We start from the raw sequence: 14,913 nt of genomic DNA, 5'->3' as shown, positions 1-14,913 counted from the left end.
TGCTCACGGCTGCACTTACGCAGGAGATTGCACGCATGAGCAGTTCGCTCGAACAGGCGCGCGAACATTTCAATGACGGCCTCGAACATTTCGAGGCCGGACGCTTTGAAGAGGCCGCAGCCAGTTTCGAGGCAGCGCTGGTTCTTGCGCCAGGGCGGCCCTCGGTGCTCGGCAATCTGGGCATCACCCTGTTCCGGCTGGGCCGCAGTGAACGCGCGGTGGATGTGCTGCAGCAGGCCGTGCTCGCCGACCCCTCACACGCCGAAGCACGCGTCTGTCTGGGTCTTGCACACGAGCTGCTCGGGCATTGGGAGGCGGCCGCCGAAGCGCTGGAACAGGGGCTGGTGGATTTCGACGCCGGGGCAGTTGCGTGGCTGGCTCTGGGCCGCGCGCTCGGCCGCTCGGGGCGCTTTGCTGACGCCTTGCGCGCGCTCGACCACGCCGTCGCAAAAGAAGAATATCTGGCCGAAGCCTGGAGCGTGCGCGGCAACGTGTTGCGCGACATGGGCCATCTGGCCGAGGCAGCTGAAAGCTTCCGCCGCGCCATCGACGGCGGCGCTGATCCCGAGCTGCACGCCTACTACCTGGCCGCGAGCAAGGGGACGACCATCGACGCACCCCCGCGTTTCTTTGTCGAATCACTGTTCGATGAGTACTCGGCGGACTTCGACGAACACCTGGTCGACCAACTGGGCTACCGCGGACACGAGCGTCTGCTTCAACCGCTGCTCGACAACCATCAGCAGTACCGCCACGTGCTCGACCTTGGCTGCGGTACGGGCTTGTGCGGCGAGCTGGTGGCCGGGCACGCCGACACGGTAGACGGTGTCGACCTCTCCGCCGCCATGCTCCGTCAAGCCCGCCAGCGCGGGGCCTACCGCGAACTCGTACACGACGATCTGAAATCTTTCCTGGCCAGTCGCCAGGAAAAGGCTGATCTGATCATCGCCGCCGATGTGTTCATCTACGTGGGTGCGCTTGACGAGGTCTTCCGTCACGTCCGTCGGGTACTCGCGCCAGGCGGCCTTTTTGCCTTCACGCTGGAACGCGCCGAAGCGCCGCAAGGCTTCCATCTGCTGCCCACCCTGCGATACGCCCATTCCGAAGACTATGTGCGGACACTCGCGGCACAAAACGAGCTGATGGTGCGTGAGATCATTACCGCCGGCCTTCGCGCGGACCAGGCCGAAACCCTGCAAGGCCTCTACGTTTACCTGCAGTCAGCCGAACATGACCGGACTGTTTGACGAATCCCCGACGCAAGCACTGCCGCTTGCCGATGGCGCCGTACTGCTGCCTGGACGGGCACGGGAATGCGCCGGCGATCTGATTGAGGCCATCGAGAAAGTTGTCATGCTGGCGCCGTTCCGCCACATGCACACGCCGGGCGGCTACCGTATGTCGGTGGCCATGACCAACTGTGGCGCGCTGGGCTGGGTCACGGATGCCGACGGCTACCGGTACTCGCCGGTCGACCCGCAAACCGGGCTCAAGTGGCCGGAAATGCCGAAAATACTGCTGGACCTTGCGTGCGCAGCGGCCGCCGAAGCGGGCTTCGAAGGCTTTCAACCAGACGCCTGTCTGATCAATCGCTACGAACCCGGCGCACGCATGTCGCTGCACCAGGACCGCAACGAACGCGATTTCGGCTGCCCCATCGTTTCCGTGTCACTCGGCCTGCCCGCCACATTCCAGTTCGGCGGCATGCAGCGCGCCGAGCGTGCTCAGCGCGTGCCTCTGGAACATGGGGACATTGTGGTGTGGGGCGGTCCTGCACGTCTGCGCTTTCACGGCGTTCTTGCCCTGAAGGACGGCCATCATCCACTGACCGGCGCTGCACGCATCAACCTCACCTTCCGTCGCGCGGGCTGACAGCCCCCCGCCGGCCGGATGCCTATTCGACGCCGATATGGTTATGGCCGACCGTCCGGGCGACCAATTCAATCAGCGGCACCGCTCGTAGCAAGGACAGGCCGAGGATGCTGCCGGTCTGGACGCCGCGCCAATGCGGGCGCAAGCGATCAAACAGGAATCCAGCAGAAAACCCCGCCAGCAAAATGCGGAAAGTGCCAAAGCGGCTGTGCAGGCGCTGCCCGAATGCCGTCACGTCGTGCCGAAAGCGCAGCTGGCGGAGCGCTACGTCCTCGCTCAGCGCCTGCACTTCGCGTGCCTTCCGAAAGTGTTGAAAAATCACGATTTTTCCTCACTAGGCATCTGGGCCGTCCCCGCTGGTCAAACGTGCCAGCATGCGCCGGCTTTCCGTGAAACGCAGGTGGCGAGTCAGGCCGCGCATGCACAGCAGACAGACTGCCGCAATCGCAAACAGGGCGAGCGTCGCAAGCAAAGCCGCAAGCGCCGGGTCCACGCCGCCGTGCTCGATGAGCAAAACCACCACTGCCACGACCAGAAAGAGCAGCGCCCCGGCGACGACGAAAGCGGCCGTTACTGCCAGCATGGCGATCAGCAGCAGCGACGACACAAAAAGCTTGCTCTCAGCGCCGAAAAGCCGCGCGCCTTGCTTTACCCACCCGGCGAACTCGTCTCGCAGCTCGCCAAGCCGGCCAAGCAACTCGCGCTCAGACGACCCTCCGTCGGAAGGGTCTGTGCGCGGCAAATCGTCCGGGTGGCCGGACTCGTTCCCTGCTCTATCCATCAACGGTCTCAGTGGCGACGGCGCAGTGCCGAGAAGATGCTTCCGGCAACGAAGGCAATGCCAAGCGAGATCAGCGGATTCTCACGCACATAGTCGGTCACCTTGACGACCATATCCTCGCCCTGGGCTCGGGCAAACTCCTTGCCTTCACGCATTTTCTCCGCGGCCACTCTGGCCTCTCCACGGACGCGCTCCTCCGCTGTACCAAGACCTTCCGCGGCCCTGTCGACGACATCGTGCAGCTTGTCCGCGACTTGATCGACCGTTCCATGTGCCTGTTCTACCGGCTTTTTGGTGGGCATGTTGGCTACCTCCAGATGGGTTGCGAAGCGTTCTCCGGAGAAGTTCTCCGGACTAAGACCTCACCCCCAGAATACCGACATCACGGGACAATGCCCAACCGCCCTGTTGCATACTATGTCCCGGCGGGGTGCTCGCAGCTTGAGCAAAAGGCCCATCCAGCCTGACGAAATGCCGCCCCTCACTGGCTTGTCGTGAGGGCGGTGCAACCCAAGCATCATTGGCCAAACCGCGTTCAAACCCGCCTTTGGCTTGGCTGCAGCGCAACCGTCCGGCCTGCGCTACAACGGGCTTCCCGGCTGAAAAAACATCCGGTAACAAACCTCCGAGCATGATGCAGACTGCTACCGAACACTTTCAGATCGATGAACTCGAGCTTCGGGTGCACCACTTCAGCGGGGATCACGCTGGCCCCCGGCTGATCGTGCTGGGCTCCGTTCACGGCAACGAGATTTGCGGCAGCATCGCGATCGAGCAAGTGCTCGCCGCGCTCAACACGGGTGATCTGGTGATCCAGCGCGGCCACGTCAGTTTCGTGCCCATCGCCAATCCGCTTGCATGGAAACAGGCCAGCCGCGAAGGTCAGCGCAATCTGAACCGCTGGCTGCAACCCACAGACCGTCCCGCCCAGTTCGAGGATCACGTTGCAAACCGCCTGTGCCCTTTGTTGGCGCAGAACGACGTGCTGCTCGACCTGCATTCCTTCCACACCCCCGGCGAACCTTTCGTGATGCTCGGGCCAGACGACAACGACGGTCCGCTCGAAGCCTTTGCACGCTCTGCTGAGGAGCGCGCCCTCGCGCGACATCTAGGTATCCAGCGCTGCGTGGACGGCTGGCTTGAAACCTATGCTCGGGGCATGGCACGTCGCAGCGTCAACGACACCGCCGCCGACCCGCGCTATGGCATCGGCACCACCGAATACATGCGCAGCGTCGGTGGCTACGGCGTCACCGTGGAATGCGGCCAGCATGACGACCCGCAGGCTGTCGCGGTAGCGCACAACTGCATTCTGAATACGCTGGCGTTCCTTGGCTTCAACGACGCACCCGCGCCGGCAGCGCTACGCTCTTTCCAGCACCTGCGCATGTTCGAGGTAATCGACCGCGACGACGCAGCAGACCGTTTCGCGCGCGATTGGGACAGCTTCGACCCGGTGCGTGCAGGCGAGCTGATCGGAACACGCGCCAACGGCAAGGCTATTACCGCAACGCGCGACAGCTTCATCCTGTTCCCCAACCCGGAAGCAGCCGCCGGTCGGGAATGGTTCTACCTTGCCGAGCAGATCACCAGCCCTGCGTGATTTCCGCGGCTTGACGCTGCCTGTGCGCGGCGCGATGCTCGGAGCCTCATCAGTCGAGGAACGCCGCCATGCCTGCCAACCGCCCGAGCTTTGATCGGGACGATCCGCTGCGCCTGAACGACCAGCTCACGGAAACGGAGCGCATGGTGCGCGACGCCGCCGAAGCCTACTGCCAGGACAAGCTCCTTCCGCGTGTGCAGGATGCCTTCCGCCACGAACGCACTGACCGCGACATCTTTTTGGAGATGGGCGAACTGGGCCTGCTCGGCGCAACCGTCAGCGAAGAATACGGCGGCGCGGGTCTCGGCTACGTCGCCTACGGACTGATTGCGCGAGAAGTAGAGCGCGTCGATTCGGGCTATCGCTCGATGATGAGCGTGCAGTCATCGCTGGTGATGCTGCCGATCGATACCTTTGGTTCAGAGGAACTCAAGCATCGCTTTCTGCCAAAACTGGCCAGCGGAGAACTCATTGGCTGCTTCGGCCTGACCGAGCCCGATCATGGCTCCGATCCGGCCAGCATGGCTACGCGGGCGCGCAAGGTGGACGGTGGGTGGGTGATCACCGGTTCGAAAACCTGGATCACCAACAGCCCGATTGCCGACGTCTTCATGGTCTGGGCACGCGATGAAGCCGGAGAGATTCGCGGCTTCGTGCTGGAAAAGGGCTGGAAGGGGCTTTCTGCACCGGTCATCCACGGCAAGATGGGCTTGCGTGCGTCGATCACCGGTGAAATCGTACTGGACGAAGTTTTCTGTCCGGAAGAGAACGTTTTCGAAGACGTTCGTGGCCTGAAAGGCCCGTTTACGTGCCTGAACTCAGCGCGTTACGGCATCGCCTGGGGTGCTTTGGGCGCTGCCGAAACCTGCTACCGCACGGCCCGCGACTACGTCATCGACCGCCAGCAGTTCGGCCGCCCGCTGGCTGCCAATCAGCTCGTGCAGAAGAAGCTGGCTGACATGCTGAGCGAGATCACGCTGGGACTGCAGGGCTGTCTGCGCCTGGGGCGCATGCGCGAGGAAGGCACCGCGGCGGTCGAACTGACCTCGATCATGAAACGCAATTCATGCGGCAAGGCGCTGGACATCGCCCGCACTGCACGCGACATGCTCGGCGGCAACGGCATCTCCGACGAGTACCCGGTGATCCGCCACATGCTCAACCTGGAAGTCGTGAATACCTACGAAGGCACGCACGACATCCACGCATTGATCCTGGGACGGGCCATCACGGGCATCCAGGCTTTCAGCGGCTAACGCACGAAATTACGCAGCAACTTCCCACGGCGGCGTGGCCGACGAAGCCTCTGTGGACGGCTTTTCCGCCTCAAGCTCGCCACCCAGCGCGTCCATCAGATCCGGCAACAGCCGCGCCAACTCGCCAGTCATCAATGCGAACGAAGCATCGAACATGGCCTGCGCGTCCTCGGCGCCGGAATCCTCAACCTTCTCCTTGACCACATCGAGGAAGTCCAAGCGCTTGATCTCGAGTTTCTCGGTCAGCACGAAGCTGATGCGGTCGTCGAAAGTCAGCGCCAGGCGCGTCGGCATCTTGCCGGCAGCCAAATGGCCGCGGATTTCCTCAGCGTCGAGCACGTGATTGACATAGCGCACCGCGGCCTTGCTCTCGGTAATCGAACGCAGCTCGCAATCCAGATCGATGGAGAAACCCTTCGGCGCTTCACCACCGGCCAGCCAGTCGGCCATCGCCGAGCCCGGCGAACGTTCAGTGCGCAACAGGGCCAGCGGAAGGGCGTCGAGTGAGTCGCGCAATGCCCCCAGCACGTCTTCCGCACGGGTCTGGCTGGGCGCATCGATGCCAAGCCACCCCCCGACCGGGTCGATCCACGCATAGACCTTCCTGCGGCGTGTGAACGCCCGCGGCAGGAATTCCTGCAGGATCTGCTCACGCAGTTCCTTCATCTGCTTGCGCCCAGGCTTGTAGCCCTGCTCCGCCGCGATGTGTTCGGCCCGCTCCTCGGCTTCTTGCTTGACCACGGCCGCCGGCAACAGGCGTTGCTCGAAACCGAGTGCGATCAGCCAATGCGTGCCGACCCGATGCACCAGCGCGTCGTCACCGCACGGGGCAACCCAACCTCGGCTTTCCTGATCCTGACTACCGCAGGGCTGGAAGCGACGACGCGAGAGTTGTTCCTGCAGGGTGTCGGCTTCGATGTTCCAAGGCGCCGGGAGGCGATACAGCTGAAGGTTCCTGAACCACATGTGAGGGATTTCCGCGAATTGAAAACACCCGTCCTGCGACGGGGCGTGGATGTTACTGCATCGAACCGCTTGCGACGATCTCGCGGATCACCCGCACGGTGTCGATATCGGATTGCTCGTAAGCCGATTTCACCAGATCAGCGTACATCGTGCTGCCGTCTTCCGTGTCGGGCTGTGTCGTGCGATACACGAAACGCAGCACCAACTGATCTGTGGCCGGCTCCTCGATGCGGATGGTCAGGTTGCCTCCGGCGTGCTGGGCGCATTGCTCGGCTTCGAAACTGACCGAGATCATCGGCTCCAGCGTGACCCGATCACGGATACGCAGTGCCCCGAAATCGAGTTCCCGCAACACTCCGTTTTCCCAACGCTCCAACACCTGGCAACTCTCAAGGCCAGGCAGGAAAGGCGCGGGGTTTTCTACCCTGCACAGCAGGCCAAACCAGAGCTGTTCCCTGCTCAGATCCTCGATCAAGGGATTCTGCGGATCGTTGACGATCACAACGTGTTCGAACTTCAAGCCTGCGACTCCATGACGGTTTGACCAAGTCTAACAGGCCATCACGGCCCTGCTGCGAGTGCTTTGCCGGTCGTGCCGAGCTCACAAGAATGTTGTTGTTAACTTCTTTCTATTTAAAACAATAGTAATGATGATGCTTTGCCTGTTTCTGTGGGTAAGCCTGTTTACTTAATATAAATCATAAACTTATGTAGTCCGAAACACCGTTAGTAACCGGTTGACCTGATGTGCGGGGATTGTGGCCGGATTTCGCCGACCGTGCGAAACCACGACTTGTCCACATGTCGCACACAGCGGATACAGAAGTTATACCGTCTGCTCCGGGCTACACTTCGCGCCATGAAACTAGAACGCATCCTGCAAACACAGGGCTTCGGCAGTCGTCGTGAGTGTCGGGCCATCATTCGTGCCGGTCTGGTCGAGATCGCCGGCGAAGTCGTGGAAGATCCGTTTGTCGAACTCGATCCAGCGGGGCTGGAGTTCGTCGTCGACGGGGAAGTGTGGTCCTGGCATGAGCGCGTCTATCTGATGCTGCACAAGCCGCTCGACTACGAATGCTCGAGACAGCCCCAACACCATCGCTCGATTTTCGAGCTGTTGCCGCCGCAGTTCGCGCTGCGCGACGTGCAGTCTGTCGGCAGGCTGGATGTGGACACGACCGGCCTGCTGCTGATGTCCGATGACGGTCAGTTCATCCACACCTGGAGCTCCGGCAAGAAGCGCATCCCGAAGTGCTACGAAGTCGGCCTGCGTCATCAGGTCAATGACGAACTGCTCGCGGCCCTGCGTGGCGGGGTGCAACTGCACGACGAACCTGCACCGATTCAGGCGCACCAATGTGAAGCAACGGGCGAGTCTTCGATCGATCTGGTGGTTACCGAAGGCAAGTATCACCAGGTGCGTCGCATGGTCGGGGCGGCAGGAAACCGGGTCGAAGTACTGCATCGCCGCTCGGTAGGTGGCCTTTCACTGCCGGCTGACCTGGTTGCCGGTGACTGGCGCTGGATGTCGGAAGCCGATCTGGCTGCGCTCGCGGATTTCGATGCCGGGTGATCGCCTGCGCGTCGACAGGGTGCATTTTGCGTCGTTTGCACGCACCGTTTTGTAGCATCGCTGCGGCTGTGGACAAATCTGTTGACTTCCTGACATCGGATCGGGAGCCGATTCCCGATTCTGGTGCAGATTTTTCGAAAGTATTACTTTCGACATGTATTTCAGCGTTCGATCATATTTTTGAAAACCAATACCAGTAAGGCTTTCAGAGATGTTGATGGCAGTTCAGAAAGTTATATGAACGAGTCGCGGGCGATCAGGTCCAGGCGCTGGAGCATCTTCTGCCGGGTTGTGGATAACTTCGGGGATATCGGCGTTTGCTGGCGCCTCGCACGGTCTCTCGCAACGCACCATGGTCAGCACGTCAGCTTGTGGCTGGATGACATGGGAAGCCTGCGGAAGCTGCATCCGGAGTTGCTCCAGGGAAATGATGCACAGCAACTGGACGGGGTCTGTGTGCGTCCTTGGATGGCACCGTTCGACGTGGTTGCGGACGATGATGTCGTGATCGAGGCCTTCGCCTGCGAGTTGCCGGACGAGGCGTTGGTCGCAATGGCGTCACGGTCTGTCCCGCCGCGCTGGATCAACCTCGAATACCTCAGCGCAGAGACCTGGATCGAGGGTTGCCACCTTATGCCCTCGCCACACCCGCGCCTAGCGCTGCAGCGCCTTTTTTTCTTTCCGGGCTTCACCACATCTACCGGCGGACTCCTGCGGGAGCCGGCTCTGCTGACGCAGCGTGACCGCTTCTGCGGTGACGCCAGCGCGCGTGCAGACTTGCTGGGGAGCTTGCTCGGTCGCGCAGTGGCTTCGCAGGCCAACGTGATTTCACTCTTCTCCTACGAGCAAGCTGCCCTTCCGGCCCTGATGTCGGTCTGGGCAGCGGCCGATCAGCCGATCGAACTGCTGGTTCCGGAAGGCCGCGTTACGCCTGATGTTGCTCGCCATTTCGGGCGCTCTGCTCTCTCTGCCGGCATGCAATTGCACGATCGCGCCTTGTCGGTCAGCGTGATCCCATTCGTTGATCAGGACTGCTACGACCGGCTTCTGTGGGCTTGTGACGTCAACTTCGTGCGGGGGGAGGACTCCTTCGTGCGCGCGCAATGGGCCGCCCATCCCTTCGTGTGGAACATCTACCGCCAGGACGAAGACGCACACCTGACCAAGCTCGACGCCTTTCTCGCGCGCTTCCTCGCGCGTGCGCCCCACGAAACCGCTGATGCGGTCGTGAAGTTCTGGCATGCGTGGAACGGACGTGGAGATCCGGCAGCTGAGTGGCCGGCGTTTGCCGCGCATCGCCAGGCTTTCGGACGGCACTGCGCGCGCTGGAGCGCGGCGTTGGCAGCGCAGGACGATCTTGCTTCGTCCTTGCTGAAGTTTTAGTAAACAAGCGTATAATCAACGGTTTTTTGAAAATCGCGGCTCGCTCCGATCTCGATTCGTCGCCGTCCCGCACCTGTCCAGGAAATCTAGCAAGCATGAAAACCGCCCAGGAACTCCGCTCCGGCAACGTCATCATGGTCGGCGCTGACCCGCTCGTCGTGCAGAAGGCCGAATACAACAAGTCCGGCCGCAACTCTGCGGTCGTCAAGATGAAGCTCAAGAACCTGCTCAACGGTTCGGCTTCGGAGTCGGTGTACAAGGCTGACGACAAGTTCGAGGTCGTCCTGCTCGAGCGCAAGGAAGTGACCTTCTCCTACCTTGCCGACCCGATGTATGTCTTCATGGACGAGGAATACAACCAGTACGAGGTTGAAGCCGAGAACATGACCGACGCGCTCAAGTACCTCGAAGACGGGCTGGCGTGCGAAGTGGTGTTCTACAACGGCAAGGCGATCTCGGTCGATCTGCCCAATTCCGTGGTGCGTGAAGTCACCTACACCGAGCCGGCCGTCAAGGGCGACACCTCGGGCAAAGTGCTCAAGCCGGCCAAGATCAATACCGGCTTCGAGCTGATGGTTCCGGCTTTCGTCGAGATCGGCGACAAGATCGAGATCGATACGCGTACCGACGAGTACAAGAACCGCGTCAAGTAATCTGCCGCTTCGCAGCGAAGCAGACGGAAGAAGCCCGCCCTGCGGGCTTTTTTTCGTGCTGCGCTACAGGAATGTTGCCCATGTGCAACGCTTTGTTGCGTACAGGCACCTTCGACTTGCTTTTTCGTACGAAAGGCATAGGTTTGAAAGGGTCCAAAACTACTTTCGAGGAAAGTAAAGATGAGAAACGTAGCGGCGCTCATTGCCGCCTCGTTGTTGGTGTTGTTGGTCGCATGCGCACCGGATCGTCCGGTCAGCTCGCAGGCGGCAGAGGCCACTTCCCCGTCTGGCGAAGTCGCAACACCGCAAGCCTTCCCGTCCCACGCCGGCGCTCCCGGTAGTGAAGTGCGTGATGCACGCGAAGCAGCCGAAGAGGCTGCGCGCAAAATCTACGATGCGACGCTGAACGCGGCCACCCGTATCCGCGAGGCAGGTGTTGATGCTGTGCAAGCCGTGCGACTCGGGGATACCGAGGATGCAGCTGCCGACGCACCAGCCGAGGAAGTCGCCAAAGCGAACCCTTCGGCGCCCTCAGAGTCCGAGCCTGCACGCAATTGAAAGCGGCGATGGCTTGCCGCCAGCCCCGAATCTGATGGATATCCCCGGCCGCGAGCGCTTCAACGCCTATCGGGAACGCCTGCTGCGTGCCCTGCTGGAACCTCGTTCTGACCACGTCCGTGCGCAGGATCTACCAGAGGGCGTTCCATTACCGGTGGTTGCCGATACGTCCAGACTGCCTCGGGCGGAGGCTGCCGAGCGCGAGATACTCAGCCACACTCGCACGGCCGCAGCGCTGGGCGTACTGCCTGTGGTCGATCTGATTGCGGTGACTACGCTGCAGGCACGCATGCTCAGGCGTCTGGCAAAGGTGCACGGTGTTCAGTGGGATGTCGCTATGGCGCGCGATTTCATCGCTCGTCTTGGTTCCGGCATTGCCGGTGGCATCGTCGGCCATACGGTCGGGCGCAGCGTGTTCAAGGTCATTCCGTTCGTTGGCCAGACTGCCGGCGCAGCTTGGAGCGCGCGTTCCAGCGCAATTTCAACCTACGCCATCGGCAAGGCGGCAGAGTATTTTCTGGCACTGCATTCGGCCGGCGAAACGCCGGAGGCTTCAGCCTTGCGACGGGTGCACGCCCAGGCGGCTGGCGATGCCACTTCCCGCGTCAAGCAGCTTATCGATCCCGATAAGGTCTGAGCCCGACGCATTTTCGCCCGCTTGAGGCGGGCCGTATAATGATGCCGTTTGCCGCCGTTTCGCGGTTCCGGCCATGAGGAAACCATGACTACGTTGATCTATTCGCACCCCGCCTGTTTCGAACATCGCCCCGGTCCCGGTCACCCGGAATCGCCCGAGCGCCTGAAGGCCGTGCTGGCGGCCCTGCAGACGCCCGAGTTCTCCGAGCTGCAGTGGGCCGAAGCCCCGCTGGGCACGCGTGAGCAGGTGCTGATGGTGCACACCGAAGGCTATGTGTCGGATGTCGAGGAAATCTCGCCGCGCCACGGCACCATGCCGCTCGATGGTGGTGACACGGTGATGTCGCCCGGCTCGCTCGAAGCCGTCATGCGTTGCGTCGGGGCCGCGTGCGCCGGCGTCGACAAGGTCATGAACAAGGACGTGGACAACGTCTTCTGCGCGACCCGTCCTTGCGGCCACCACGCCACCCCGAATCGCGCCATGGGTTTCTGCATCTACAATCAGGCGGCGATTGCAGCGGTGTACGCCAAGGAACGTCACATGCTCGAGCGCGTGGCCGTCATCGACTTCGACGTACACCACGGCAACGGCACGCAGGACGCCTTCTACAACGATCCGGCGCTGTTCTACGGCTCCACGCACCAGTCGCCGCTCTATCCCGGCACCGGTTCGCGGGCCGAAACCGGTGTTTCGGGCAACATCGTCAACGTGCCCCTGCCGCCGGGTTGCAACTCTGAGGTGTTCCGCAGCCAGGTCACCAACGAGCTGCTGCCGAAGATTCGTGACTTCAATCCCGAACTGATCATCATCTCGGCCGGTTTCGATGCCCATATGCTTGATCCGCTGGCGGGTCTGAATTTCAAGGATGAGGACTATCGCTGGATCACCGAGGAGCTCAAGGAGATCGCCGAAGAATGCTGCGAGGGCCGCATTGTTTCGATTCTCGAGGGCGGTTACAGCCTGGACGCGCTGACCAGCAGCACGGAAGCACACGTCAAGGCGCTGATGAGCTGACGCAACGCAACATCATGTTTTGATTAAAGCGGCCCGGGACTTCCCGGGCCGCTTTCATTTGGACATTATCCTTCGTATGTGAATAGCTCCGATCGGCCACCATATTTGCTTATGGGCTGATAAAGATAATTATTAAATAACGTACAGCTATCCGATTCATACGGTCTATTCATTTCACTAATATCCCGCAACGCAATAAAATTCATTCGTCGGCTCAATCGGCCGCGCATGATTTCAAGCAACCCATCAACCTCAATCAGGAGATTTCCATGAGTTCGTTGATCAACACCACCGTCCAGCCGTTCTCGGCCAACGCCTTTTACAACGGCAAGTTCATTCCGGTTACCGAAGAGAACCTGAAGGGCCAGTGGTCCGTCGTGATCTTCATGCCGGCCGCCTTCACCTTCAACTGCCCGACCGAAGTCGAAGACGCTGCTGACAACTATGCCGAGTTCCAGAAGGCTGGTGCCGAGGTCTACATCGTTACGACCGACACCCACTTCTCGCACAAGGTGTGGCACGAGACCTCGCCGGCTGTCGGCAAGGCCAAGTTCCCGCTGGTCGGCGACCCGACCCACCAGCTGACCCGTGCTTTCGGTGTGCACATCGAAGAAGAAGGTCTGGCCCTGCGCGGCACCTTCGTGATCAACCCGGAAGGCGTCATCAAGACGGCCGAAGTTCACGACAACGCTATCGCTCGTGACGTGACGGAAACCCTGCGCAAGCTCAAGGCTGCCCAGTACGTTGCCGCTCACCCGAACGAAGTGTGCCCGGCCAAATGGAAAGAAGGCGAGCAGACCCTGGCTCCGTCACTGGACCTCGTCGGCAAGATCTGAGTCCTGCCGAACAAACCCGGCGCTTCGGTGCCGGGCGTAACACCGGGCCGCCCTCGGGCGGCTCATGCAGGAGCGCCGCGTGCCGACGCTGCTGCATGAGCCGGAAAGCCCTTCCGGATTCAAGCCCTCAACGTATTCAAGGAGCCCGCCATGCTGGACGCCAACATGCAAGCCCAGCTCAAGACCCTTCTTGAGCGCATCAACGAAAATGTGGAACTCGTCGCCTTTGTCGACGACAGCGCCAAGTCGCGCGAAGTGCTCGAGCTGATCGAGGACATCGCCGCACTGTCCGACCGCGTCAGCGCCCGCCGCGCCGACAGCAACGACGGTGAGCGCGTGCCGTCCTTCTCCGTCAGTCGTGCCGGTACGGACATGGGCGTGCGCTTTGCCGGCCTGCCGATGGGCCACGAATTCACCTCGCTGGTGCTCGCGCTGCTGCAGTCCGGTGGCTATCCGCCGAAGGTGGAGGCTGAGCACATCGAAGCCATCAAGGCGCTCGACGCCGAGATGGAATTCGTCACCTACATCTCGCTGTCGTGCCACAACTGCCCCGACGTGGTGCAGGCGCTGAACCTGATGGCGATCCTGAACCCCAAGATCCGCCACACAATGGTGGATGGCGGCGTGTTCAAGGCCGAGGTCGAAGCCAAGAACATCATGGCAGTGCCGACCATGCTGCTTAATGGCGAAGAATTCGGTTCCGGCCGCATGACGCTGGAAGAGATCCTTGCCAAGGTGGATACCGGTGCGGCTGCCCGCGACGCCGAAAAGCTGTCGGCGAAGGATGCCTTCGACGTGCTGATCGTCGGCGGTGGCCCGGCCGGCGCGGCGGCGGCGATCTACGCTGCACGCAAGGGCATCAACACCGGTATCGTCGCCGAGCGTTTCGGCGGCCAGGTGATGGACACCATGGCCATCGAGAACTTCATCTCGGTGAAGGAAACCGAAGGCCCGAAGATGGTCGCCGCGCTCGAAGAGCACGTGAAGACCTACGAGGTCGACATCATGAATCTGCAGCGTGCCGACAAGATCGTGCCGGCCGCCACGCCCGGCGGCTACGCCGAGGTCACGCTGGCGAACGGTGCAGTGCTCAAGAGCCGTAGCGTCATCCTCGCCACCGGTGCGCGCTGGCGCGAGCTTGGCGTAACGGGCGAGCGCGAGTACCGCGGCCGTGGTGTGGCCTATTGCCCGCACTGCGACGGCCCGCTGTTCAAGGGCAAGCACGTGGCGGTGATCGGCGGCGGCAACTCGGGTGTCGAGGCCGCGATTGACCTGGCCGGCATCGTCGGTCACGTCACGCTGATCGAGTACGACGCCAAGCTGCGCGCCGACGCGGTGCTGCAGGCCAAGCTCACCAGCCTGCGCAACGTCACGGTGATCATGAGTGCCCAGACCACCGAGGTGACCGGCGACGGTGAGCGCGTGAATGGCCTGATCTACACCGATCGCATCAGCGGCGAATCGAAGAAGGTCGAGCTTGCCGGCGTGTTCGTGCAGATCGGTCTGCTGCCCAATACCGACTTCCTGAAGGGCACGCTCGAGCTGTCGCGCTACGGCGAAGTGGTGGTCAATGATCGCTGCGAGACCTCTGCACACGGCATTTTTGCCGCCGGTGATTGCACCACCGTGCCGTACAAGCAGATCGTCATTGCCATGGGTGAGGGCAGCAAGGCTGCGTTGTCGGCTTTCGATCACCTGATTCGCAGCTCACCGGAGACGGAAAAGGCACAAGCCATCGCCGCGTAAGCGATGGCGAGTGACGCTGAAAAGCCGGGTCGCAA

At 61.7% G+C, this 14,913-nt stretch carries 17 protein-coding genes; 12 read left to right on the top strand and 5 right to left on the bottom strand.

Annotation, left to right across the window (positions count from 1 at the left end; all coding sequences use genetic code 11):
- The first annotated feature begins 35 nt into the window (after positions 1 to 35).
- Complete coding sequence (locus tag AC6H0N_RS05145; protein WP_497572989.1) at positions 36 to 1,247, top strand: tetratricopeptide repeat protein; 1,212 nt, start codon at positions 36 to 38, stop codon at positions 1,245 to 1,247.
- The gene (gene alkB / locus AC6H0N_RS05140) at positions 1,231 to 1,872 is read left to right on the top strand and encodes a DNA oxidative demethylase AlkB (RefSeq protein WP_497572988.1); all 642 of its coding nucleotides are present in this window, start codon (positions 1,231 to 1,233) and stop codon (positions 1,870 to 1,872) included. Before AC6H0N_RS05145 ends, alkB begins: the two co-directional genes overlap by 17 nt.
- 22 nt (positions 1,873 to 1,894) lie before the next feature.
- On the opposite strand, the gene AC6H0N_RS05135 is transcribed toward alkB, so the two are convergent.
- The 3 genes from AC6H0N_RS05135 to AC6H0N_RS05125 are packed head-to-tail and all read right to left on the bottom strand — an operon-like array spanning position 1,895 to position 2,955.
- Positions 1,895 to 2,194 carry a hypothetical protein gene (locus AC6H0N_RS05135; RefSeq protein WP_497572987.1) on the bottom strand — a complete coding sequence of 100 codons (300 nt, stop codon included), beginning with the start codon at positions 2,192 to 2,194 and terminating at the stop codon, positions 1,895 to 1,897.
- Positions 2,195 to 2,206: 12 nt separating this feature from the next.
- On the bottom strand, positions 2,207 to 2,653 hold the full coding sequence (locus AC6H0N_RS05130; RefSeq protein ID WP_497572986.1) for a phage holin family protein: 447 nt from the start codon (positions 2,651 to 2,653) through the stop codon (positions 2,207 to 2,209).
- Between the two features lie 8 nt (positions 2,654 to 2,661).
- Positions 2,662 to 2,955, bottom strand: a complete 294-nt coding sequence (locus tag AC6H0N_RS05125; protein ID WP_497572985.1) for an ElaB/YgaM/YqjD family protein — start codon at positions 2,953 to 2,955, stop codon at positions 2,662 to 2,664.
- A 329-nt stretch (positions 2,956 to 3,284) separates the two neighbouring features.
- Between AC6H0N_RS05125 and AC6H0N_RS05120 the strand changes: the two genes are divergently transcribed.
- Positions 3,285 to 4,256 carry a M14 family metallopeptidase gene (locus AC6H0N_RS05120; protein WP_497572984.1) on the top strand — a complete coding sequence of 324 codons (972 nt, stop codon included), beginning with the start codon at positions 3,285 to 3,287 and terminating at the stop codon, positions 4,254 to 4,256.
- Between the two features lie 68 nt (positions 4,257 to 4,324).
- Positions 4,325 to 5,512 carry an acyl-CoA dehydrogenase gene (locus AC6H0N_RS05115; protein WP_497572983.1) on the top strand — a complete coding sequence of 396 codons (1,188 nt, stop codon included), beginning with the start codon at positions 4,325 to 4,327 and terminating at the stop codon, positions 5,510 to 5,512.
- A gap of 9 nt (positions 5,513 to 5,521) precedes the next feature.
- On the opposite strand, the gene AC6H0N_RS05110 is transcribed toward AC6H0N_RS05115, so the two are convergent.
- Positions 5,522 to 6,478 carry a recombination-associated protein RdgC gene (locus AC6H0N_RS05110; protein ID WP_497572982.1) on the bottom strand — a complete coding sequence of 319 codons (957 nt, stop codon included), beginning with the start codon at positions 6,476 to 6,478 and terminating at the stop codon, positions 5,522 to 5,524.
- A gap of 52 nt (positions 6,479 to 6,530) precedes the next feature.
- Positions 6,531 to 6,998: an SRPBCC family protein gene (locus AC6H0N_RS05105; RefSeq protein ID WP_497572981.1), complete on the bottom strand. Its 468-nt coding sequence runs from the start codon at positions 6,996 to 6,998 to the stop codon at positions 6,531 to 6,533.
- Positions 6,999 to 7,337: 339 nt separating this feature from the next.
- On the opposite strand from AC6H0N_RS05105, the gene AC6H0N_RS05100 reads away from it, so the two are divergent.
- The 8 genes from AC6H0N_RS05100 to ahpF all read left to right on the top strand — a co-directional run bounded on the left by AC6H0N_RS05100 (position 7,338) and on the right by ahpF (position 14,878).
- The gene (locus AC6H0N_RS05100) at positions 7,338 to 8,051 is read left to right on the top strand and encodes a pseudouridine synthase (protein WP_497572980.1); all 714 of its coding nucleotides are present in this window, start codon (positions 7,338 to 7,340) and stop codon (positions 8,049 to 8,051) included.
- Between the two features lie 123 nt (positions 8,052 to 8,174).
- Positions 8,175 to 9,434 (top strand): elongation factor P maturation arginine rhamnosyltransferase EarP, encoded by a 1,260-nt coding sequence (gene earP, locus AC6H0N_RS05095; RefSeq protein ID WP_497572979.1) that lies wholly within the window; start codon positions 8,175 to 8,177, stop codon positions 9,432 to 9,434.
- Between the two features lie 95 nt (positions 9,435 to 9,529).
- Entirely contained in the window at positions 9,530 to 10,087 is a 558-nt protein-coding gene (gene efp, locus AC6H0N_RS05090) for an elongation factor P (RefSeq protein WP_497572978.1), read from the top strand.
- Positions 10,088 to 10,267: 180 nt separating this feature from the next.
- The gene (locus AC6H0N_RS05085) at positions 10,268 to 10,645 is read left to right on the top strand and encodes a hypothetical protein (RefSeq protein ID WP_497572977.1); all 378 of its coding nucleotides are present in this window, start codon (positions 10,268 to 10,270) and stop codon (positions 10,643 to 10,645) included.
- Between the two features lie 34 nt (positions 10,646 to 10,679).
- The gene (locus tag AC6H0N_RS05080; protein ID WP_497572976.1) at positions 10,680 to 11,282 is read left to right on the top strand and encodes a YcjF family protein; all 603 of its coding nucleotides are present in this window, start codon (positions 10,680 to 10,682) and stop codon (positions 11,280 to 11,282) included.
- Positions 11,283 to 11,366: 84 nt separating this feature from the next.
- The gene (locus AC6H0N_RS05075) at positions 11,367 to 12,296 is read left to right on the top strand and encodes a histone deacetylase family protein (RefSeq protein WP_497572975.1); all 930 of its coding nucleotides are present in this window, start codon (positions 11,367 to 11,369) and stop codon (positions 12,294 to 12,296) included.
- Between the two features lie 269 nt (positions 12,297 to 12,565).
- Complete coding sequence (gene ahpC, locus AC6H0N_RS05070; protein WP_497572974.1) at positions 12,566 to 13,132, top strand: alkyl hydroperoxide reductase subunit C; 567 nt, start codon at positions 12,566 to 12,568, stop codon at positions 13,130 to 13,132.
- Positions 13,133 to 13,282: 150 nt separating this feature from the next.
- Entirely contained in the window at positions 13,283 to 14,878 is a 1,596-nt protein-coding gene (gene ahpF, locus AC6H0N_RS05065) for an alkyl hydroperoxide reductase subunit F (RefSeq protein ID WP_497572973.1), read from the top strand.
- Positions 14,879 to 14,913 lie beyond the last annotated feature (35 nt).

The organism is Pseudazoarcus sp. NS34 (genome assembly GCF_059703725.1).
The sequence above is the reverse complement of the archived record's forward strand: the minus strand, read 5'-3'. Positions and strand labels throughout refer to the sequence as shown.

What these genes read in the sequence shown, in the direction of transcription:
- AC6H0N_RS05115 (WP_497572983.1), top strand. Translation starts at nt 4,325, where the DNA reads ATGCCTGCCAACCGCCCGAGCTTTGATCGGGACGATCCGCTGCGCCTG.
- AC6H0N_RS05130 (WP_497572986.1), bottom strand. Translation starts at nt 2,653, where the DNA reads ATGGATAGAGCAGGGAACGAGTCCGGCCACCCGGACGATTTGCCGCGC.
- AC6H0N_RS05145 (WP_497572989.1), top strand. Translation starts at nt 36, where the DNA reads ATGAGCAGTTCGCTCGAACAGGCGCGCGAACATTTCAATGACGGCCTC.
- alkB (WP_497572988.1), top strand. Translation starts at nt 1,231, where the DNA reads ATGACCGGACTGTTTGACGAATCCCCGACGCAAGCACTGCCGCTTGCC.
- AC6H0N_RS05120 (WP_497572984.1), top strand. Translation starts at nt 3,285, where the DNA reads ATGATGCAGACTGCTACCGAACACTTTCAGATCGATGAACTCGAGCTT.
- ahpC (WP_497572974.1), top strand. Translation starts at nt 12,566, where the DNA reads ATGAGTTCGTTGATCAACACCACCGTCCAGCCGTTCTCGGCCAACGCC.
- AC6H0N_RS05110 (WP_497572982.1), bottom strand. Translation starts at nt 6,478, where the DNA reads ATGTGGTTCAGGAACCTTCAGCTGTATCGCCTCCCGGCGCCTTGGAAC.
- AC6H0N_RS05075 (WP_497572975.1), top strand. Translation starts at nt 11,367, where the DNA reads ATGACTACGTTGATCTATTCGCACCCCGCCTGTTTCGAACATCGCCCC.
- AC6H0N_RS05125 (WP_497572985.1), bottom strand. Translation starts at nt 2,955, where the DNA reads ATGCCCACCAAAAAGCCGGTAGAACAGGCACATGGAACGGTCGATCAA.
- efp (WP_497572978.1), top strand. Translation starts at nt 9,530, where the DNA reads ATGAAAACCGCCCAGGAACTCCGCTCCGGCAACGTCATCATGGTCGGC.
- AC6H0N_RS05100 (WP_497572980.1), top strand. Translation starts at nt 7,338, where the DNA reads ATGAAACTAGAACGCATCCTGCAAACACAGGGCTTCGGCAGTCGTCGT.
- AC6H0N_RS05085 (WP_497572977.1), top strand. Translation starts at nt 10,268, where the DNA reads ATGAGAAACGTAGCGGCGCTCATTGCCGCCTCGTTGTTGGTGTTGTTG.
- ahpF (WP_497572973.1), top strand. Translation starts at nt 13,283, where the DNA reads ATGCTGGACGCCAACATGCAAGCCCAGCTCAAGACCCTTCTTGAGCGC.
- AC6H0N_RS05080 (WP_497572976.1), top strand. Translation starts at nt 10,680, where the DNA reads ATGGATATCCCCGGCCGCGAGCGCTTCAACGCCTATCGGGAACGCCTG.